The sequence below is a fragment of the Peptoniphilus mikwangii genome (assembly GCF_000468535.1).
Classification (GTDB): Bacteria; Bacillota; Clostridia; order Tissierellales; family Peptoniphilaceae; genus Anaerosphaera; species Anaerosphaera mikwangii.
Window position 1 is genome coordinate 621,319 of sequence record NZ_AUQY01000002.1, and the last position, 19,292, is coordinate 640,610.

At 29.7% G+C, this 19,292-nt stretch carries 25 protein-coding genes; all 25 read right to left on the minus strand.

Features of this window, described 5'->3' with window-relative positions; genetic code table 11:
- Position 1: 1 nt before the first annotated feature.
- Positions 2–1,666, minus strand: coding sequence for a DNA repair protein RecN (recN, locus tag M915_RS03335; RefSeq protein WP_036729324.1), 1,665 nt, complete (start codon positions 1,664–1,666; stop codon positions 2–4).
- Between the two features lie 10 nt (positions 1,667–1,676).
- Positions 1,677–2,468 carry a TlyA family RNA methyltransferase gene (locus tag M915_RS03340; RefSeq protein WP_036729327.1) on the minus strand — a complete coding sequence of 264 codons (792 nt, stop codon included), beginning with the start codon at positions 2,466–2,468 and terminating at the stop codon, positions 1,677–1,679.
- 1 nt (position 2,469) lies between these two features.
- A complete protein-coding gene (locus M915_RS03345; RefSeq protein WP_036729329.1) occupies positions 2,470–3,327 on the minus strand; it encodes a polyprenyl synthetase family protein in 858 nt (285 codons plus the stop codon).
- Positions 3,320–3,553: an exodeoxyribonuclease VII small subunit gene (xseB, locus tag M915_RS03350; RefSeq protein WP_036729332.1), complete on the minus strand. Its 234-nt coding sequence runs from the start codon at positions 3,551–3,553 to the stop codon at positions 3,320–3,322. The genes M915_RS03345 and xseB overlap by 8 nt, the downstream gene beginning before the upstream one ends.
- Positions 3,546–4,808, minus strand: coding sequence for an exodeoxyribonuclease VII large subunit (gene xseA, locus M915_RS07280; protein ID WP_051259777.1), 1,263 nt, complete (start codon positions 4,806–4,808; stop codon positions 3,546–3,548). Before xseA ends, xseB begins: the two co-directional genes overlap by 8 nt.
- A 36-nt stretch (positions 4,809–4,844) precedes the next feature.
- The gene (nusB, locus tag M915_RS03360; RefSeq protein WP_009221992.1) at positions 4,845–5,270 is read right to left on the minus strand and encodes a transcription antitermination factor NusB; all 426 of its coding nucleotides are present in this window, start codon (positions 5,268–5,270) and stop codon (positions 4,845–4,847) included.
- A gap of 2 nt (positions 5,271–5,272) precedes the next feature.
- Positions 5,273–5,653, minus strand: coding sequence for an Asp23/Gls24 family envelope stress response protein (locus tag M915_RS03365; RefSeq protein WP_036729335.1), 381 nt, complete (start codon positions 5,651–5,653; stop codon positions 5,273–5,275).
- A 98-nt stretch (positions 5,654–5,751) separates the two neighbouring features.
- Positions 5,752–6,090: a CD1247 N-terminal domain-containing protein gene (locus M915_RS03370; RefSeq protein WP_009221990.1), complete on the minus strand. Its 339-nt coding sequence runs from the start codon at positions 6,088–6,090 to the stop codon at positions 5,752–5,754.
- Between the two features lie 9 nt (positions 6,091–6,099).
- Positions 6,100–6,657: an elongation factor P gene (efp, locus tag M915_RS03375; RefSeq protein ID WP_009221989.1), complete on the minus strand. Its 558-nt coding sequence runs from the start codon at positions 6,655–6,657 to the stop codon at positions 6,100–6,102.
- A gap of 68 nt (positions 6,658–6,725) precedes the next feature.
- Positions 6,726–7,691, minus strand: a complete 966-nt coding sequence (locus tag M915_RS03380; RefSeq protein ID WP_036729337.1) for a hypothetical protein — start codon at positions 7,689–7,691, stop codon at positions 6,726–6,728.
- Positions 7,688–8,218 carry a PilW family protein gene (locus M915_RS03385; protein ID WP_162799485.1) on the minus strand — a complete coding sequence of 177 codons (531 nt, stop codon included), beginning with the start codon at positions 8,216–8,218 and terminating at the stop codon, positions 7,688–7,690. Before M915_RS03385 ends, M915_RS03380 begins: the two co-directional genes overlap by 4 nt.
- Positions 8,178–8,528 carry a hypothetical protein gene (locus M915_RS03390; protein WP_009221986.1) on the minus strand — a complete coding sequence of 117 codons (351 nt, stop codon included), beginning with the start codon at positions 8,526–8,528 and terminating at the stop codon, positions 8,178–8,180. Before M915_RS03390 ends, M915_RS03385 begins: the two co-directional genes overlap by 41 nt.
- Positions 8,525–8,953, minus strand: a complete 429-nt coding sequence (locus M915_RS03395; protein WP_036729342.1) for a prepilin-type N-terminal cleavage/methylation domain-containing protein — start codon at positions 8,951–8,953, stop codon at positions 8,525–8,527. Before M915_RS03395 ends, M915_RS03390 begins: the two co-directional genes overlap by 4 nt.
- Positions 8,950–10,017 (minus strand): hypothetical protein, encoded by a 1,068-nt coding sequence (locus M915_RS03400; protein WP_036729345.1) that lies wholly within the window; start codon positions 10,015–10,017, stop codon positions 8,950–8,952. The genes M915_RS03395 and M915_RS03400 overlap by 4 nt, the downstream gene beginning before the upstream one ends.
- A complete protein-coding gene (locus M915_RS03405; RefSeq protein ID WP_036729348.1) occupies positions 10,014–10,559 on the minus strand; it encodes an SGNH/GDSL hydrolase family protein in 546 nt (181 codons plus the stop codon). The genes M915_RS03400 and M915_RS03405 overlap by 4 nt, the downstream gene beginning before the upstream one ends.
- A 2-nt stretch (positions 10,560–10,561) precedes the next feature.
- Positions 10,562–11,641 (minus strand): ribonuclease E/G, encoded by a 1,080-nt coding sequence (locus M915_RS03410; protein WP_162799486.1) that lies wholly within the window; start codon positions 11,639–11,641, stop codon positions 10,562–10,564.
- 1 nt (position 11,642) lies between these two features.
- Entirely contained in the window at positions 11,643–12,365 is a 723-nt protein-coding gene (radC, locus tag M915_RS03415) for a RadC family protein (protein WP_036729350.1), read from the minus strand.
- Positions 12,349–12,948, minus strand: coding sequence for a Maf family protein (locus tag M915_RS03420; protein ID WP_081689733.1), 600 nt, complete (start codon positions 12,946–12,948; stop codon positions 12,349–12,351). Before M915_RS03420 ends, radC begins: the two co-directional genes overlap by 17 nt.
- Positions 12,945–13,457: a Gx transporter family protein gene (locus M915_RS03425; protein ID WP_036729355.1), complete on the minus strand. Its 513-nt coding sequence runs from the start codon at positions 13,455–13,457 to the stop codon at positions 12,945–12,947. Before M915_RS03425 ends, M915_RS03420 begins: the two co-directional genes overlap by 4 nt.
- Positions 13,454–13,822, minus strand: coding sequence for a NusG domain II-containing protein (locus M915_RS03430; protein WP_036729358.1), 369 nt, complete (start codon positions 13,820–13,822; stop codon positions 13,454–13,456). The genes M915_RS03425 and M915_RS03430 overlap by 4 nt, the downstream gene beginning before the upstream one ends.
- A gap of 88 nt (positions 13,823–13,910) precedes the next feature.
- Positions 13,911–15,506 carry a CTP synthase gene (locus M915_RS03435; protein WP_036729360.1) on the minus strand — a complete coding sequence of 532 codons (1,596 nt, stop codon included), beginning with the start codon at positions 15,504–15,506 and terminating at the stop codon, positions 13,911–13,913.
- Positions 15,507–15,981: 475 nt separating this feature from the next.
- A complete protein-coding gene (locus M915_RS03440) occupies positions 15,982–17,484 on the minus strand; it encodes a glycoside hydrolase family 26 protein (RefSeq protein WP_235043756.1) in 1,503 nt (500 codons plus the stop codon).
- Between the two features lie 59 nt (positions 17,485–17,543).
- On the minus strand, positions 17,544–17,987 hold the full coding sequence (gene rpiB, locus M915_RS03445; protein WP_036729365.1) for a ribose 5-phosphate isomerase B: 444 nt from the start codon (positions 17,985–17,987) through the stop codon (positions 17,544–17,546).
- A gap of 12 nt (positions 17,988–17,999) precedes the next feature.
- Positions 18,000–18,950 (minus strand): 2-hydroxyacid dehydrogenase family protein, encoded by a 951-nt coding sequence (locus M915_RS03450; protein ID WP_036729368.1) that lies wholly within the window; start codon positions 18,948–18,950, stop codon positions 18,000–18,002.
- Between the two features lie 12 nt (positions 18,951–18,962).
- Entirely contained in the window at positions 18,963–19,292 is a 330-nt protein-coding gene (locus M915_RS03455) for a hypothetical protein (protein WP_036729371.1), read from the minus strand.

Below are 19,292 nucleotides of genomic sequence, written 5' to 3' on the forward strand. Positions count from 1 at the left end.
CTTATTTCTCCTTATTAAATAGCATTTCTCTTGCAGCTGAGATAGTTGCGTCGGAAATCATAAACCCTCCAATTAATCTTGCCAATTCCATCTCTCTCTCATTATAATTCAGCTTCCTTATTCTTGATGTGGTTTCATTAATTCTCTCAAGTTTTTCTATTAAATAATGAGTATCTGCAAGTGAAACTATTTGAGGCAAGTGTGATATTACGATAACCTGTCTGTCTTTTGCTAATTTTTTTATTTTGTTTCCAACTATCTGAGCGGTACGACCACTTATTCCCGTATCAATTTCATCAAATATCAATGTTTGTATATTATCTTTTTGTGCAATAATACTCTTAAATCCGAGCATTATCCTGCTCATTTCTCCTCCGGATGCAGTATCTGCAAGTGATTTAAAATCTTCTCCTGCATTCGTAACTATCATAAATTCAATATCATCTATTCCATCTTTTGATATTTCCTTTTCTCTGAAGTCTATTTTGAACCTTGCATTTTTAATATTTAATTCTTTTAGTTCTTCTGCTACTGTATGTTCAAGAAACTTGGATACACTTTTTCTGTTTTCAGATATTTTTCTTGCAATATCAAGTGCTTGATTATTAACAAAACTTATTTCATCCTCAAGCTTTTTTATTTCATCATCAAAATTTTCAAGGAAATGAAGTCTGTTTTCAACCTCCTCAAGGAAAGAATATATATCCGATATTTTATTTCCATATTTTTTCTTTAACGTATTTACCGTATCAATTCTATTCTCTAAAAATCTAAGTTCCTCTTCACTATATTCCAAAGAACTTAAATATTTTTCAATTGTATAGGAAATATCTTTTATCCTGTATCTGATATCTTCAAGTTCATCATAACAATCTTGCATGTTTTTATCGTATTTTATAATAAAATTCAAATTGCCTATTACACTATCGAATAAATCTTCTATATTAGCTTGGTCATAACTGCTATTTAAAATAGCTGTTGCAGATTGCGCTTGCCTTGAAATTTCAGAAATATTATTTATTATTTTATACTTGTCATCAATAGTCTCATCTTCTTCAGACAAGTTTGCATTTTTTATTTCTTCTGCTTGATACTTTAAAAGGTCTATTTCTCTATCTCTATTTTTATTTTGTGATGATTTAATTTTAAAATCCTCTTTTAATTTATGTAATTGTTCAATTAATATTGTCAAATTATTTAAAAGTTCAATATGACTGTCATCGCCAAATGAATCTATTAATTTTCTTTGATTTATATTATTCATAAGTGAAATATTTTCATGTTGAGCAAATATATCTATTAATTTTGATGTTATTTGAATTAAAACAGAACCCGTAATCGTTCTACCGTTTATTTTAGTAATAGACGGTCTGTCTATTCTTATTTCTCTCGATATCACTATCAAATCATCATTATCTATATCGTATTTTTCTAATTCAGTTTTTAAAACTCCGTCATTTGAAAAAATAGCCTCTATAAATGCAAATTCTTTTCCCGATTTTATTACATCTTTACTTGCTCTTGCGCCCAATACCATTGAAAGTGCATCTATTATTATAGATTTACCTGAGCCTGTTTCTCCTGTAATTACATTTAGTCCTTTTTCAAACTCAACTCTTAAATCTTCAATTATGGCAAAATTTTTAATACTAAGTTCAAGTAACATATATATTCACCTATATTTGAGTACTTTCTTTTAAAAGCTCATCTAAATTATAATCTAAATCTTCATTTTTTGACTTCTCGCAATATATTAAAAATTCTATGTTCCCGGTAGTTCCCTTTATTGGAGAAAAGGTCAAACCGCAAATTCTAAGTTCCAATTTTTTTGCAAGGGAAATTATCTTTTCTAATACTTCTCTATGAACCGATTGATCTTTTACAATACCTTTTTTGCCAACCTTTCCTTTTCCCGCCTCAAATTGAGGTTTTATTAGTGCAACAAGTTGCCCGTTATTCTTCAATAATTCTGTTGCCTTAGGAAGAACAAGTTCTAATGAAATAAAGCTTACATCTATTGATATAAAATCAATTTCATCTTTTATAAGCTCAGTATCAAAAAGTCTTATATTTGTTTTTTCCATTGAAATAACTCTATCATCAACTCTCAAACTATAATCAAGCTGATTATATCCAACATCTATTGCATAAACCTTTTTTGCTCCATTTAAAAGCATACAGTGTGTAAAACCGCCTGTTGAAGCACCTATATCTGCACAAATTTTATCGTTCAAATCTATATAGTACATTTCTATTGCTTTTTCAAGCTTAAATCCGCCTCTGCTTACATATTTCTGAGAATTTGACTTTATAGTTACATTTGATTCTTTATCTATAAGCTCTCCTGCCTTCTCAACTCTTTGTGTTCCGATAAAGACCTCTCCGCTCATAATTAATCTTTTAGCTTTTTCTCTTGATCCTGTAAGTCCGTTTTCCACCAAAAATACATCAGCACGAATTTTTCCCATATTATCTTCCTCTGTTCATAAGAATTTTTGCAAACTCCTGTAACTCTGAAGTATCATATTGAAGAGAATTAATCTGTTCCTGTGCTCTTGTTGTAAGTCCTTCTATTCTTGATACAAGCTCATCATTACTTCTAAAATTTACCATTGTATTCTTTTCTTTTTTACTGTCTGCTTCTAAATCCAATATATCATCTCTTATTTGATATGCAATTCCTATACAATTTGCATATTCTTCAAATGTCGCTATCTCTTCATCACTTGCACCTGCAATTATTGCTCCTGATACAATTGCCGCCTTAATTAATGCGGCAGTTTTAAGTTTATACATACTTTCACAAATATCAAGATTCATATTATAGCCATATTCCATATCTATTACTTGGCCGCCAATCATACCATGTACTCCTGATGCGGTAAATATATACTTCATAGCCTTAATTGCTCTTTTTAACTCATCCATTTCATCATATTTATCAAGCTCTCTTGACATAACTTCCGCAGACATATTTAAAAGTCCGTCTCCTGCAAGTATAGCTATTGCCTCTGAATATACTTTGTGATTTGTAGGCTTTCCTCTTCTTAAATCATCATTATCCATAGCCGGTAAATCATCGTGGATTAAAGAATAAGTGTGAATCAGTTCTATCGCAGTCGCAAACGGAAGAATCTTTGTAAAATCCTCACTTCCGCTAACTGACTTATATGCTAAAAGACTAAGCAACGGTCTGACTCTTTTACCGCCTGATGAAAGAGAATAGGACATAGATTCATATACCTTTTTTTGATATTCATCGGCAGCCGTAAAGCTCCTATATATTGAATTATTAATTAATTCTATAATTTCACTGTAATTATTCATACAAATCATCACCACTTTTAAATTCTCTTTCCTCTACTTCTGTTCCCTCTTGCATAAGTACTTTTACCTTTCCCTCATACTCATTTAATATTTTTGAACAGTATTTAAAAAGTTTGAGTCCCTCTTCATATTTGCTTATTGACTCTTCAAGTGATATATTATCAGACTCCAAATCTTTAACTATATTTTCAAGTCTTGAATATACACTTTCATAACTTTCACTCATCTATACCACTCCCAACTTTTGTCTTACTAATATTTGCAGTTGCAGTCCCATCAGCAAAGCTTATTAGAACTTCATCCCCTACACTTAAATCTTTAACAGAAGACACTATTGCCCCAAACTTATTCTTTAAATAAATTCTCTGTGTAAACTTACTGCTCCTAAGCTTTTCTCCAATATTATACAAAAGATTTTTATTGATTGAAATTTTTTTGTTAAACTTCATATCAAGATTATTAAATGTCAATTCTAAATTTTGCTTTTTATATTTCACTTTATAAATAAGCTTCCATTTACTGTTCTCTAAATCAAGTTTTTTTAAGCTTTCTAATTTATTTGCATAAAATTTTTCAAACTTAATATTTAAAATTTCGCCTAATAAATCAATTCTACTTGTATTATCTTCAACTTTTTGCTGTAAAATTTTATCCAATCTATTTTTTAAAAGATATAATCTATTTTCTAAATCTTCCTTACTCATAGATACCATTTCCGCTGCTGCAGATGGAGTAGGTGCTCTTAAATCACTTACAAAATCACTTATAACATAATCTATTTCATGCCCTACAGCGGATATTATCGGTATACTCATAGAATAAATTTTTCTGGCAAGTTCTTCATCATTAAAACAAAAAAGTTCTTCAAGAGATCCGCCACCACGACCTATTATAATTACATCAACAGGATTTTTTTCAAAATAATTAAGCCCTCCAATAAGCTGACTTGTCGCAAAATCACCCTGTACATTTGATGGATACAACAATATATCGACAGCAGGGTTTCTTCTTGAAAGTACATTTATTATATCTCTTATGGCAGCTCCTGTCGGAGAAGTTATAACACCTACTCTTTGCGGAAAATATGGAATTTTCTTTTTCTTTGACTCATCAAAAATCCCCTCTTTATAAAGAGATTCTTTTAATGATAAATACCTTTCATATAAATCGCCAAGACCGACTATCTTCATATCTCTTACATATAAATTTATTAATCCGTCTTTTTCAAAAATTGATACAGAGCCCTTTACTATTACACTATCTCCGTTTTTCGGACTGAAATTAATCGAACAAGCTTCACTAAAATACATAATTGCATTTATCTTTGCATAATCATCTTTTAATGAAAAATATAAATTTCCATTTGTATGCTTCTTAAAATTTGATATTTCTCCTTCAACAGTTACATCCGCTAAAAGATAGTCCATGGCAATATATTTCTTTATATATTTATTAAGTTCTCTTACTTTTATTGCATTCATTCCACTACACCATTAAATGAGAACCGAGAGCAAGGCTCACTGCTGCTCTCGTTGATTTTCCACATGCATACTTCTGTAAATGCTACCTAAAATTCCGTTAATAAACTTGGAAGATTCACTTGAACCAAATTGCTTTGATATTTCAACCGCTTCATTTATTGATACCTCTTCTGGAATATCATCTCTATATAAAATTTCATATATTGCAATCCTTAATACTTCCTTATCAACTTTTGCAAGTCTGTTTAAACTCCAGCCTTCAAGATGACTTTGTATAGTTTGATCAATATTTTCTAAATTTTTTATAATTTCAGGAATTGTGGAGTTAATATAATCTTTCTCCTCTTCCGAAAATTCAAAATTTTCTAAAAAAGTATTTAATCCGTCAGAAGAAAAGTCATCTGTTATATCCATTTGATATAGAACTTGCATTTGTCCTATACGTGCTTTCTTCCTACTCATTATTAAGCCCTTGCCTTCTCTTTTTCCGTTAAAGCTATTCCGCTTACATGAATGTTTACTTCTACTACATCAAGTCCTGTCATATTTTCAACTGCTTCTTTTACTTTTTCTTGAACATTTTTACAAATTTCAACTATATTTTTTCCGTAAAGAACGGTAATAAACATATCTATAACTGCTTCTTGTTCTCCAACGCTAACTTTTACTCCACGCGCAAGATTTTTAACTCCAAGCATATCTGTTACACTTGCCTTTAATGTAGATTGCATTTCAACTACACCTTCTACACCTTCAGCTGCAACAGCTGCTATTGTAGCAATTACATCATCTGCAATTTTGACATTGCCGTCATTCATTGCATCTACTAAATATTTTTCAGACATCATAACACCTCCGTATTCTGTATTCAATTATATCAAATAATGCCTTCATATTCAATTTATAACAAAAAAGGTCTCTTATACCAAGAGACCTTAATTAATTAGTCTTCAACTTCATCACAACAATCGCAATCCCCGTTGCAGCATTCGTCCAACTCGTCATAATATGAATCATCATCAAAATCGAAATCGTCATCATACAAATCGAAATCATCATCATCAGATTCATCATATACATAATCTTCTAAGCTCGATAAATCTTCTTCTATAATGTCAACATACTCTTCAAGATCTTCTTGAGCATCTCTTATTTCTTCTGCCATTTCAGAAAGAACATCAATGATTTCTACTAAAAGTTTTCCCTCTTTAGAACTTTCATCAATTCCGTATCCGTCTGCTAAACCTTCTAAATAAGCTATTCTGTTCAATATATTTTCCATAATATCCTCCTATACTCTTGACATATATTCTCCGGTTCTTGTATCTATTCTTATTTTATCCCCGGTATTTACAAACAAAGGTACATTCAATGTAAAACCTGTTTCAACTGTTGCAGGCTTAGTTCCGCCTGATGAAGTATCACCCTTAACTCCCGGTTCTGTTTGTGTAACTTCCAACTCAACAAAGTTTGCAGGTGCAACTCTAAACGGCTTTCCTTGATAAAAGTTAATAACCGCAACATCATTTTCTCTCATAAAGTTAAGAGCCTCTTCTACCATATCTTCTTCCATAGGAACTTGTTCATAAGTTTCATTATCCATGAAATAATATAAGTCTCCATCTTTATATAAATATTGCATTTCTCTTGTCTCTATTACTGCTTTTTCATATTTTTCAGACGGATTAAATGTTGTATCTTTTATTCCACCGGTAAGTACTGATTTGATTTTTGTTCTTACAAACGCAGCTCCTTTTCCAGGTTTTACATGTTGAAAATCAATTACTTCATAAACATCTCCGTCCATTTCAAATGTAACACCTTTTCTAAAATCACCTGCTGTAATCATAATTTACCTCCTAAATTTATCTCTATACTTTATTATATCAATATGCGAACTACCTATCAAGACAAATGTTATATTTCAGGCAAACTCTTTTGAATTGTATTAATCTTCGGCCTTATAAAATTTTTTATATGCTCTGAATACCTATTTACTAAATCAAAATCATATTCTGAATTCAAATTATTTTCAGAATTTCCACATGTATTTATAGTTATTCCTTTGACATTTATCTGCGCTTTGGAATCAATATAATTTATATTCCCCTTTAAATTTAAAATCCCCTGAATTTCAATGTCCTTATAAAGATAAACTGACGATAACTCCACTATGCCATAAATTTTAACAGCATCTTCAATCGCAACTGTCCCGCCGATTTGTTTTAAATATATGTCATCATAGCATGAATACTTATGTAAAATATTTTCTTTGACCGTTTTTCCAAACTCGGTTTCCTCTATTTCCTCTGTATATATTATTATATTTAAACCGTCTTTTTTCATATAACAGTCTTGTGAAATTTCAATTACTCTTGCTATACTCTTGTTTGCATCGTTGAAATCAATTTCTGTTTCTTTTAAATTGTTAATTTCATCCCCCTCTAATATCCTCGGGTTTAATATGGACTTTTCCATAGTGAAAAGACTATTCACTATTTCTCCCTTTGCAAAACAACTTTCTTCTATTCCATTATATTCTATTACTGAAGTTATCAAAAATCCATTTTTAGAAAATGTTGAATCATTACAAATTTCTAATTTTTTTATTTCAACATCATCAACAGTGTATTCCGGTTTAATATTCAAAAAATCATTTTTGCCGTCATAATAAATTTTTCTGCATACCTCTTTCAATTTATCATAGTCGGAAATAGAAATATTGATCATTGATTCAGCATGCATTTCAGCTTGAATTGAATCTCTTTCGTTTTTATATATTATCAAATTATTATTAAATATTCCAATCATATAACTTATTGCTATAACTATAACAGCTATTACTAAAATTGTTATTAAATATGTATATCCGTTCTTTCTCATTTGATTTCTCCGAAAGTTCTATTTATAATTTCAATTTCATACTTCTTTGAAACTCCATTTAATTCATGCTCTATATTCAATTTTATAATCTCATCATTTACAGTGCTGTCTACAGACTTTATGTTCTTTGCTATAATATTTGTTCCGGTCTTACCGGTGATTAAGTTTCCTTCAAAAATACTATTTCTGACAAGCGCCTTTCTTTTTATTGAACTGTCACTAAAAACATAATACACATATCTATATTTCTTTCCTTTTTTAGCATTAAAAACATTTACAAGTGCAAATCCCAAAGAATTTTTGTTTTCATTTTTAATTATATAATCTGCAGAGGCAACTTCTCTGTATATATAATTTGACGAAAAATAGGAGCTGTTTAAAAATTCATTACCGCTTGATGAGATTGTAATTGTTTTTGCCACAAGCCCAAAAATTGATGATAGTACAGAAAAAATAATCATAGAAATACCTATGGCAAGAACCAATTCAATTAGAGTAAAGCCCTTTTGACGGAAATATTTCTTCAACCTCAATTTTTTCTCCCCCATCTCTATATAATATAATTTTAATTTTTGTTAAATTATCAGAAATATTATCTTCCTGTATATAATACTTGTACTCTTTTGGAATTACTATGTCATAAGTACCTGTGCCATAGTATTTAGACGCTCCTACTACCTCCATTTGATTTTTAAGCATCATATACGAATCGGAAATATCCATGATCTTTTCTCTGCTTGAAATAAAATTTATACTCGCAGGAATTAAAACAGATGCAATTATCGCAATGATTGCTATTGAAAGAATGACATCCAATAACATAAAACCCTTTTTCATTTTTTAAAATTCACCTTACCTGTAACCGGTTCAATTGTTATAAAATATTCTTTATTCCCATACCTTAAAGTTATAGTTTGTGCATTAGAATAACTTGGGGCACCGCTTTTTGTAAAAGTTATACTTTTTCTTCCGTACTTGTCATTAGCCATAGACATATCAATTTTTTGTGACAGCCTGTATTTTTCTCTGAATTTGTTGCATTTGATTTCATAGCTGTTATCTTCAAAAAATGTAATTTTTGATGAATTTTTTTGTGAGATTGCTAAATTTCTTGAATATCTTAAATTTTCAAACAGTTCATCCATGCTTTTCAGTGCTTCATAGTCCGATACAATGCTGCTTTTATATATACCAACAGATAAAATTATGATTATAATTGAAATAGTAAGTATAAGTTCAATTAAAGTAAATCCCTTTTTCATAGCATTCCCTCAAAATCACCGACAGAAAAAATTCCATTTTCACGTTCTCCTTCATTTAGCTTATAATATATTCCAACAAAATCACCGACATTCTCGATATTTATATCATTAACTTCTCCACATTTAACCTTATCTTTCAAAGAAATCTTTTCTCTTCCGTAAATTCCAAATTCACCGTCAAAATTATCCGGTGCATATAATTTAAATTTTAAATTTTTTAATTCCAACTCTTGATTGAATAAAATCAAAATTTCATTACTTCCACTTTCATTATGTAATTCATAATATATTACCAATTCATCCTTGTTATCTTTTGCAAACATACTCCCGTTATTTTTAGAAGCATATAATAATGTTGCATTTTCATAATCAATTCCCAAGCTATTTTTTATATTATTATCCAATATACTGTTTTTACCACTATTCTCATTTGAAATTTTCTCAATTTTCTTTTCGGTCAATTGCTCTTCGCTTGAAAATGAGGTTTTATTTTCTATTCTGCTCTTTAAAAATTCTTTCTTAAGATTTATACTCTCATCAATCTTTTTTTCACTCTTAATTACTTTAGGCATCTGCGTGTCCATTTTTTCATCGTTAATTTTTATATAAACGCTATATATCTCTTCATCTTCCCTCTGTATCGAAATAGAATCAACGAGATATTGTTTCGAAATTTCTAAAACTCCACTTATATTTTTTCTATCGGTTGTCAGATTTACTTCATTTGAATTTACATTCTGAATTTCAGCTATATCTTTAAGCAACAAATTTATATAATCTGAATTTCCTTCATTAAAACTCTTATGATAATTAAATCTATCTATTTTAGACATACTATCGTTTTTCTGATTTAAAAAATTAATATTCTCAATAATTTTATTTTTAGTTGAAATTTCGTTTTTAGTCTCTTCAATTTTGAAATTTATAGACTTATATTTAACAAAAACCGGAGAAATAAATACAAGATAAAAAATAAGTTCCAATAAAATTGCAATAAATATGCCTATCAAAACCTTTTCCCTCTTTGTAAAATTACTTAAGCTAAATTTGCCGATAATTTTCATAATACCACCTTTTTTAATTCCTCTCTCATAATTTTATGAGTACTTATAGTTGGATGTATTCCGTCAAAAAACAGGCTATCATAATCTTTATAATTTCCCAGTATCTTATAATAATTAATTATGTTAAATTCTCTACACCTTGCTAAATTCACTAAAAATTCTTGATATAACTCAAGCTTTCTATTTACTGATAAAAATATCGAGCTGTTGCACCAACCGTAAGTTGCATCAGAAGACAAAAAATGTGGTGCGCACAAAACTATTTTTGAACACCTGCCGGTTATACTGTCAGCTATCCTCTCAATATTTTTTTCTACATCATAAAAACTTATTTCAGATAAAAAGTCATTGATCCCCACATACAATAAAAATGTATCTTTAAAATCAACTCTATTAATTAAATTTAAAACATCAAGTGATGTTGTCCCATTTATTCCGAAATTATTTATGATTATATCCTTCCTATCGATATTTACAAATGAGTTCTCTCTTCCAACTCCAAACCCTGCAACAACTGAATCGCCAAATGCATTTATTATCATAACTATACTTCCAATTTATTCTTAAGCTTAACTCCAAGATTTTTTCTACTTATCTCCACAAGATTAAGTTTAGTAAATCCATACACCACAGTTCTTGAAAAATCCTTTTTAAATTCTCTTTGCAAAATTTTTAATATTTTCTTCTTTTCGGAATAAGTTTTCATATCTATAAAATCTATAATTATTATTCCCGAAATATTTCTTAAAATAATTTGTCTTGCAATCTCAACTGCCGCTTCCTCATTAACTTTAAATATTGTATCTTCAAAATCTAAGTTTCCGACAAAATTTGCCGTATTTACATCTATTGAAGACAAAGCTGCAGTTTCTTCAATAACAATATTGGCTCCGCTTTTAAGTTTTACTGTTTTTAAAAATAATTTTTTATAGTCTTCTAAAATTTCTCTATTATATATAATTTTAAAATCTTTATCATAGATTAAATTATATTTATTCTTATATGTATTATATAATTGTATGTCATTTATAATAACATCTTCATCAACAACATTATCTCTAAGAAAATCCTCCACACCACTTTTGCAATATATCAGTTTCGGAGTAGGTCTTAAATTTTTTTCTCTTATTAGTTTATTTCCTATATCAAATAATTCACTATATTCTTCTAATATTTCATCTGTCTGTGCATTATTTGCATTTGTTCTAAATAAAACTCCTCTTAAATTATTTTTTACAGCAAATTTCTTTAATTCGTTTTTCTTTTCAAAATTAAGATTTTTGGAAAACTTTACAAATTTTTCCATAGGAAAATAGATAATATACTTTCCGTCAACAGAAAGTTCCATTGTAAGCTTTACGAGTTTATTTTCTTCAGGTATTTTCTTTATTTGAACTAATATATCATCTCCGACTTTTATGTCTCCGTCTATATCTTCTAAATTCAAATACCCATTTTCCGTTCCTATATTTACAAATACCGCATTCATAGAATGAACAATATTTTCAACGCGTCCTCTATAAATATCTCTTATTCTCGATTCTTCAAGATCCTGAATGCGATTTATTTTACCATCATAATAAATTGCGACTTTTAAATCATTATCAATGTAATATTTTCCCATTTCAAATTTTCCCATGTTCTAAAAAACTGTAATATTTTTTATTTCCTATAATTATATGATCTATAACTTCTATTCCAATCACTTTGCCCGTACCGCTTAACTTGTCGGTAAGTTCAAAGTCCTCCCTCGAAGGAGTAGGATCTCCGGAAGGATGATTATGTAATAATATTATTGTATGCGCACGCTCATCAATTGCAGTTTTAAAAACTTCTCTCGGATGAACTAAGGTTGCATTTATTATTCCTTTTGAAATACACTTTATACTTTCAATTTCTTTCTTAGTATTTAAAACTACAATCCTAAATTCCTCTATTTGTAGTGAACTCATTTCGTCCATTACATAATCCACCAATATTGCGGGAGAGGATATTTTTTCTTTTTTAAACACACTTTCCCTATTAATTCTACTTGCAAGAGTAATTGCAGCTAAAATCATGGCAGCCTTGCTTTCTCCTATTCCTTTTACCTCCATAAGATCTGCCATACTTATATTTTTCAAAAAGCTGATTGCACTCGAATTTTTGTTTCTTCCAATACTTATAGTATTTAAAATTTCTTGTGAAATTTCTACAGATGTCTTAGTTTTTGTCCCTGTTCTTATAATCAATGCTAACAGCTCAGCATTTGTCAAACTGTCTGCACCGAGTTTCATAAGTTTTTCTTGAGGTCTATCATCTATCGGCATATCCTTAATGCTATATGTTCTACTAAGTTTCTTCTCCATTGTGAATAACCTCCTTCAAAACAGAAATGCCAAATAGCCTGCTTAAATCATCTGCAATTTTTGAAATCGGAAATCCTACAATGTTATCAAAATCTCCAATAATATAATCGACAAGAACACTTCCATATCCTTGAATTCCATAAGCGCCGGCTTTATCTACATATTCATTGGTATCTAAATATTCATTTATTTGATTATCACTTAAATTTTTAAATTTTACCTTTGAAACTGCATAATCTGTATACTTAATATTTTTACTTAAATTAAATAAACTATATCCGGTTAAAACTTCATGCTCTATCCCTGACAATTTCCTGATCATCTCAAAAGCATCTTCTCTATCTCGGGGCTTACCTAAAACACAGCTTTCAATCGAGACAATTGTATCTGCAGAAATGACAATATCATTCTTGTAATCTTTGGCAACTTCTATGCCTTTTTCAAAAGAAAGTGCCATTACAAGTTGCTCAGGCGAATTATAATATAAATTATTTTCTTCAATTTCATAACTTATAACCTCAAATTTTAAAAATCTCGAAAGAATTTCCTGCCTTCTGCTTGATTTTGACGCAAGTATAATCAATTTAATCTCCCCTTAAAATTAGAATTCAAATTTTCAACTATATATCCGCTTGAAAGCCCTACAAAGTATCCGGTAAAAATCCCCAGTATTAAAAGTAAAGGTAAATAAGAAAAAATTGCAAGGCTCTTTAATATAAAGCTTGCCGCAAGAACCTGCCCTATATTATGAAATGCTGAACCAAGTAAACTGACTCCTATTAATGACACATATTTCTTCAAATATTTCAATGCTAAAATCATTATAAAACTGCTTAACATAGCACCGGTAAAAGAAAAAATAAAAGAAGAAACGGAACCTGTTACTGCAATTAATAAAATTGATTTTAAAAATGCAACTATAAGACCTTCTGCAAATCCAAAAGATACAATGCTGACTAATACAACTATATTTGAAAGCCCAAGTTTTGCTCCGGGCAGCGCAACAGGAAGCGCAATTACATTTTCAAAAAGTCCTATTACAATTCCAAGCGCTACAAGAAGTGCTAAAAAAATCATTTTTCTATTTTTCAATGTAAAACCACATCCACTTCATTTTCTTCACCTTCAATAGTTACAATAAGCCTGTTTGGTAAACATATTACAGATTGACCTTGCCTATTTATACTTCCCATATGAATGCAAATTTTATCCCTACAATTTGATTCTGATATCTTAACACTATTATCATATATCTCTATCTCATTGTGACCATACTTACTGTCAATATGATGAATTTCTTTCTTAACTCCCATTTCATACCTTGCAATCTCTTTCCCGTCTACTTTTATAACAGCATATAATTTGCCGTTATTTTCAATTTTTCTATGAGTAATTCCAAAAACAGAAACTGCAAGTAAAACTATAAATAATATAACTACATAGTCGCCTTTTTTCATAAACATACCTCAACTAAATTATAGCAATAATTATTAATTAAATAAAGAATAAAGAGCTGATTTCTCTAATTGAAATCAGCTCTTTATTCTATTTCTCAAGTGATGCTTTTATAAAACCGTCAAATAATGGATGAATCTTATTTGGACGCGACTTAAATTCAGGATGAAATTGACAAGCAACAAAGAACTTGTGAGAATTAAGTTCTATTATTTCAACAAGATCAAGATCTTCATTTATCCCAGAAAATATAACTCCCTCTTTTCTTATATCTCCTCTAAATCTATTGTTAAATTCATATCTATGTCTATGACGTTCAACAACTTTTTCAACTCCATAAAGCTCTCTTGCCTTTGTTCCCTCTTCTAAAGTACACTCATAATTTCCAAGTCTTAATGTACCTCCCAGATTTTCAACTGTCTTTTGATTTTCAAGAAGATCTATTATCGGATAAGTTGTTTCAGGATCTATCTCTGTACTATTTGCACCTTTAAATCCTAATTTGTTTCTTGCAATATCTATCAAAACAATTTGCATACCATAACAAATTCCAAAATAAGGGATATTATTTTCTCTTGCATATTTACTTGCTGAAATCATCCCTTCAGTTCCTCTACTGCCAAATCCGCCGGGAACTATAATTCCGTCTACATCTTTAAATATATCTTCAACATTTCCCTTTTCAAGACTTTCAGCATTAATCCATTTTATTTTTACTCTTGCTCCATTTGCATATCCTGCATCAAATAATGCCTGTGTCACAGAAAGATAAGCATCGTGAAGCTCAGTATACTTACCTACAAGAGCAATGCAAACTTCTCTTTTTGCCTTTTTAAATTCACAGACCATTTTACTCCAACTCTTTTTAGATTGGGGTTGATTTGATAAATTAAGCTTATTTAAAATATATTCGTCAATTCCCTGTTCGTGGAAGATAATAGGTACTTCATATATTAGTTCAACAGTTTTTGATTCTATTATCGCTTCCTTAGGTACATCACAGAATAATGATATTTTTTCCTTTATTGAATCGGTAATCTCTCCATCTGATCTCGTTATTATTATATCCGCCTTAATTCCATAACTCATCAATACCTTAAATGAGTGTTGTGTAGGTTTTGTCTTAAGCTCATCGGACCCCGGAATTTTCGGAACAAGAACAGTGTGCACAAACAAAACATCTTCCGCCTTATTTTCAGAGTGAATTTGTCTTATTGCCTCTAAAAAGGGTTGTGATTCTATATCTCCTACTGTGCCTCCGATTTCTGTTATTATTATATCTGCACCGGATTCTTTTCCCGCTTTATAAACAGACTTTTTAATTTCATCAGTTATATGAGGTATAACCTGAACAGTTGCTCCGTTATAATCTCCACGTCTTTCTTTATTTATTACTTTTGAATATACCTTTCCCGTTGTTATACTTGCTCTTTTTGTAAGCTCTTCATCAATAAATCTTTCATAGTGTCCAAGATCAAGATCCGTTTCAGCTCCATCCTTAGTAACAAATACTTCTCCATGTTGATATGGACTCATTGTCCCCGGGTCAATATTGATATAGGGATCAAATTTTTGCATAAAAACACTGAGCCCTCTATCCTTTAAAAGCCTTCCTATACTTGCTGCGGAAATTCCTTTACCTATTCCCGAAACAACTCCTCCTGTAACAAAAATAAATTTAGTCATTTCATCCTCCTATACTAATGAATTAAATATATCCTCACATTGACATAAAATAATTGTTATGCTTTTCACTTTAATTTACTCTCTTAATAAACTATTTTTATGAAATTTTCTCTTTAATCTCAGCCTTATTATGTAATTGAGCCAAAATTTTTAATCAATTTACTTCTTATATTTCCTCACAAATAAAAAATTGGCAAAATAACTTCGCCAATATGAAAAAAACGTATAACCCCTATTTATGAGGTGTTTTCTTTTATGATACATATATTTTTTTAGATTGTCAATAGGCTCATTATTATGCCTTCAAAAAATTTTTTAAATCAATACATAAATGCATAAACTATACCAAATTATTTGTAGCAAAAGATACTTTATCTCTTAACTTTTCATTTCCAATAGGTTTTATGTATTTTGATATTAACCATGCAACAAATTCTATAAAAATATCGATAATAATATCTTTTTATTCCATAAGCTATTTCCCTTTAAAATATTTTTTAAAAATATCAAGAGTTTCTTTTGGTGTGTCTATTTTATAAATTCTTGCAGGATTTTTATTTTCATCTAAATCTATTCCGTTAAACCATATGGCAACCTTAATTTTTTTATACTTATCACTTAAAACATTCAGCATATTTTCAGTCCATTTAATCTTGTCTCCACCAATACTGCTGCATGCAAACTCCGTTATCATAAACGGTTTATCATACTTCTTAATACAATCTCTATATAAGTTATCATATAAACTGTCAAACTCTTCCCACTTTTCGTCCTTATAATAGGTTCCTGTATTATATAGTGTAAGCCCTAAAATGTCATATCTGCTGCTACTTGGTCTATACATACTCTCATTGTTGTACTTATAATTTGGAAAACTTCTTCCGTTTGGATTAAATACATAAATTAAATACTTATTTGCTCCTGCTTCCTCAAAAATATTATATACATAATTATAAAATTCAACATATATATCACTGTCAAGCCCCGTATTCCAAGCACAATAACTGCACCAATCTCCGTTCATTTCATTTGCAAGCCTAAATATCGTAGGATATTGCTCGGAACTTATTATAAGTGCAAGCTCTTTTAAAAATTCATCTTTTTTCCCATCAAGTACATCATATATCAAATTTTTATTATTTTTTATATCAGTTTGAAATGTAAGTTCCAAATTTCGATTAGACACTTTACAATAATCTATAGCTTGTCTCACTTGAGCATTCGGAAAATTAAAACTATGATATAAAAGTGCATACTTAAATTTACTTTCAATTTTATTTTCTATATTACTCATGTCAGGACTTCTCCAAAAATCATGAACAAAAAGCCCCCAAGTTACTTTATCCGAATATAAAAAATCTTCTCTATATAAATTTGCCGTCTCAATATCCCAATGATAATGTGTAGTATTGTTTCTAACTTTCTTTATCTTATATGGCTTAATCTCAGAATTTAATTTGAAACTGTCTATCATGGACATTATAAATTTTTTATTAATTTCTCTTTCAGACTTAACCATAAAAGTAACTGCCCGCTCATCTGACAAATTACCGATTGCAATAAAATAGTTATTCTTATCTCCATTAATTTTAGATAACTTTCTCCTATTAAATTCAATTACATTCATATTCCCAATAGGACTGCTCTTTATTCCGTCAAAAGTTATATTGTGTTCATACTTTGAATCTCTTATACCCTTTAACGTATAATACAAATATGAATCATATTTTGAATTTGAATTAAATTTTTCAACAAATATTTTTACAGATGTATCTTTAAAGTTAATCTCACTCTTATAAAAATTATCATCAAATTTCAAAACAGATTTTTTTGGAATTTGTATTGAATATCCATCAACATAATTTTTAAAAATCGACGTATTATAATTAAGCTCTACAATCTCATAATTTTCAATTGCATGAACCTTAGATGAAACACACAAAACAAATATAAATATTAAAAGAATTTTTTTTAACATCATAATAACCCCTACCTTGATTAAAGTATAGGGGTTTGCAATTTTTTTTGCAATATTAATTAATTTTCTTCTTCTATTTTCATCATCTTATTGACTCTATCCAAATGTCTTCCGCCTTCAAACTCTTCACTGAAAAAAGTATCAACAATCATTTTTGCAACATCTTCTCCTACAACACGAGCTCCCATTGCAATTATATTTGCATCGTTATGTCTTACTGTCATCTTTGCCGAATATGGTTCTGAACAAACTGCAGCTCTAACACCTTTAACTTTGTTAGCAGAAATTGATATTCCAATTCCGGTGCCGCAAATTAAAACACCTTTATCAACTTCTCCACTTGCCACTTTTTCTCCGACAAGCTTTCCATAGTCAGGATAATCAACTCTGTCCTCATTATATGTTCCATAATCTACACATTCAAACCCTTTTTCTTCAAGATGTTTTTTTAAAATTTCCTTGAGAAAAAAACCTGCATGATCACTACCAAAACCTACTCTCATACTCTCCTCCTGTTATACTATTTTATTTCTTGGAACTTTTCCATTTTTAAAATCAATAAGATTATTTACAGCAATAAATCCCATTTCCTCTCTGGCTTCATAGGTGGCATTTCCAAGATGCGGTTCTAACAACACATTTTCAAATTCAAACAACTCCTTTGAAACACTCGGCTCAAACTCATACACATCAAGAGCGGCACCTGCAATTTTTTCACTTCTTATTGCATCTGCCAAAGCTTTTTCATCAACAAGCGGACCTCTTGCCGCATTGATCAAATAAGCTGATTTTTTCATCAAATCAAATTCTCTTATCGAAATCATATGTCTTAACTCAGGTGAAAATGCTGTATGCAATGACAAAAAATCCGATTCTTTTATTACATCTTCAAGCTCTTTATACACAACACCCATATTTTCAATATCATTCTTCCTATTTCTCGAATAATAAATTACGTTCATTTCAAATGAAAGAGCTCGTTTTGCAAGATTCTTTCCTATATTTCCCATTCCCACAATTCCAAGAGTCTTATTTCTAAGCTCATTTCCTAAAAAATAAGTCGGTCTCCAACCTAAAAACTCTCCTGCCTTTAAACTTTTCTCTCCTAAAATCAGTCTTCTTGAGAGAGCTAAAATAAGTGCAAATGTAAACTCGGCAGTTGAAACCGCAGAAGATGATGTAGGAGAATTTGTAACTGTAATACCCATGTTTTTTGCCGTTTCTATATCTATATTATCAAATCCCGCACCATAATTTGCAATAATTTTTAAATTCTTTGACTTACCCATTATATCACTATCTATCTTATCAGATAAAGGGCATAACAATCCGTCAACATTCCCAATTCTATCAATAATCTGTTCTTTTGTAAGAGGAACCAAACTGTCATTATAATCAAGTTCAAAATTCTCCTCCAAAATCCTTAAAGTACTCTTTGGAACCTTAGAAGTCACAAAAATTTTCAAGTTAAATTCCCCCTAAATTTTATTTAAAACCTCAGATTTGAAATTTTTTACTACAAGCTTTTTCTTAAAAAATTTGTTTTCAACAGAAATTTCTGAATTATCATCAAGATTATTAAAAATACTTTTTCCTATATACACATTAATATTATCTATAACCTCTAAAATAAACTTGGAGCTGTCTTTAAATTCTCCTCTTCCTTCTTCAACAACAGGAACAATTTTCGCCTCGGTTCCCCCTCCGCAAGCACATCCTAAAAACTGAATATCCATAGTTGATTTTATTACAATATAATCTATCGAATTTTCATGTAAATACTTTAAAGCCAAACTATCTATTCTCAT

What these genes read in the sequence shown, in the direction of transcription:
- recN (WP_036729324.1), bottom strand. Translation starts at nt 1,666, where the DNA reads ATGTTACTTGAACTTAGTATTAAAAATTTTGCCATAATTGAAGATTTA.
- M915_RS03340 (WP_036729327.1), bottom strand. Translation starts at nt 2,468, where the DNA reads ATGGGAAAAATTCGTGCTGATGTATTTTTGGTGGAAAACGGACTTACA.
- M915_RS03345 (WP_036729329.1), bottom strand. Translation starts at nt 3,327, where the DNA reads ATGAATAATTACAGTGAAATTATAGAATTAATTAATAATTCAATATAT.
- xseB (WP_036729332.1), bottom strand. Translation starts at nt 3,553, where the DNA reads ATGAGTGAAAGTTATGAAAGTGTATATTCAAGACTTGAAAATATAGTT.
- xseA (WP_051259777.1), bottom strand. Translation starts at nt 4,808, where the DNA reads ATGAATGCAATAAAAGTAAGAGAACTTAATAAATATATAAAGAAATAT.
- nusB (WP_009221992.1), bottom strand. Translation starts at nt 5,270, where the DNA reads ATGAGTAGGAAGAAAGCACGTATAGGACAAATGCAAGTTCTATATCAA.
- M915_RS03365 (WP_036729335.1), bottom strand. Translation starts at nt 5,653, where the DNA reads ATGTCTGAAAAATATTTAGTAGATGCAATGAATGACGGCAATGTCAAA.
- M915_RS03370 (WP_009221990.1), bottom strand. Translation starts at nt 6,090, where the DNA reads ATGGAAAATATATTGAACAGAATAGCTTATTTAGAAGGTTTAGCAGAC.
- efp (WP_009221989.1), bottom strand. Translation starts at nt 6,657, where the DNA reads ATGATTACAGCAGGTGATTTTAGAAAAGGTGTTACATTTGAAATGGAC.
- M915_RS03380 (WP_036729337.1), bottom strand. Translation starts at nt 7,691, where the DNA reads ATGAGAAAGAACGGATATACATATTTAATAACAATTTTAGTAATAGCT.
- M915_RS03390 (WP_009221986.1), bottom strand. Translation starts at nt 8,528, where the DNA reads ATGAAAAAGGGTTTTATGTTATTGGATGTCATTCTTTCAATAGCAATC.
- M915_RS03395 (WP_036729342.1), bottom strand. Translation starts at nt 8,953, where the DNA reads ATGAAAAAGGGATTTACTTTAATTGAACTTATACTTACTATTTCAATT.
- M915_RS03400 (WP_036729345.1), bottom strand. Translation starts at nt 10,017, where the DNA reads ATGAAAATTATCGGCAAATTTAGCTTAAGTAATTTTACAAAGAGGGAA.
- M915_RS03405 (WP_036729348.1), bottom strand. Translation starts at nt 10,559, where the DNA reads ATGATAATAAATGCATTTGGCGATTCAGTTGTTGCAGGGTTTGGAGTT.
- M915_RS03410 (WP_162799486.1), bottom strand. Translation starts at nt 11,641, where the DNA reads ATGGGAAAATATTACATTGATAATGATTTAAAAGTCGCAATTTATTAT.
- radC (WP_036729350.1), bottom strand. Translation starts at nt 12,365, where the DNA reads ATGGAGAAGAAACTTAGTAGAACATATAGCATTAAGGATATGCCGATA.
- M915_RS03430 (WP_036729358.1), bottom strand. Translation starts at nt 13,822, where the DNA reads ATGAAAAAAGGCGACTATGTAGTTATATTATTTATAGTTTTACTTGCA.
- M915_RS03435 (WP_036729360.1), bottom strand. Translation starts at nt 15,506, where the DNA reads ATGACTAAATTTATTTTTGTTACAGGAGGAGTTGTTTCGGGAATAGGT.
- M915_RS03440 (WP_235043756.1), bottom strand. Translation starts at nt 17,484, where the DNA reads ATGTTAAAAAAAATTCTTTTAATATTTATATTTGTTTTGTGTGTTTCA.
- rpiB (WP_036729365.1), bottom strand. Translation starts at nt 17,987, where the DNA reads ATGAGAGTAGGTTTTGGTAGTGATCATGCAGGTTTTTTTCTCAAGGAA.
- M915_RS03455 (WP_036729371.1), bottom strand. Translation starts at nt 19,292, where the DNA reads ATGAGAATAGATAGTTTGGCTTTAAAGTATTTACATGAAAATTCGATA.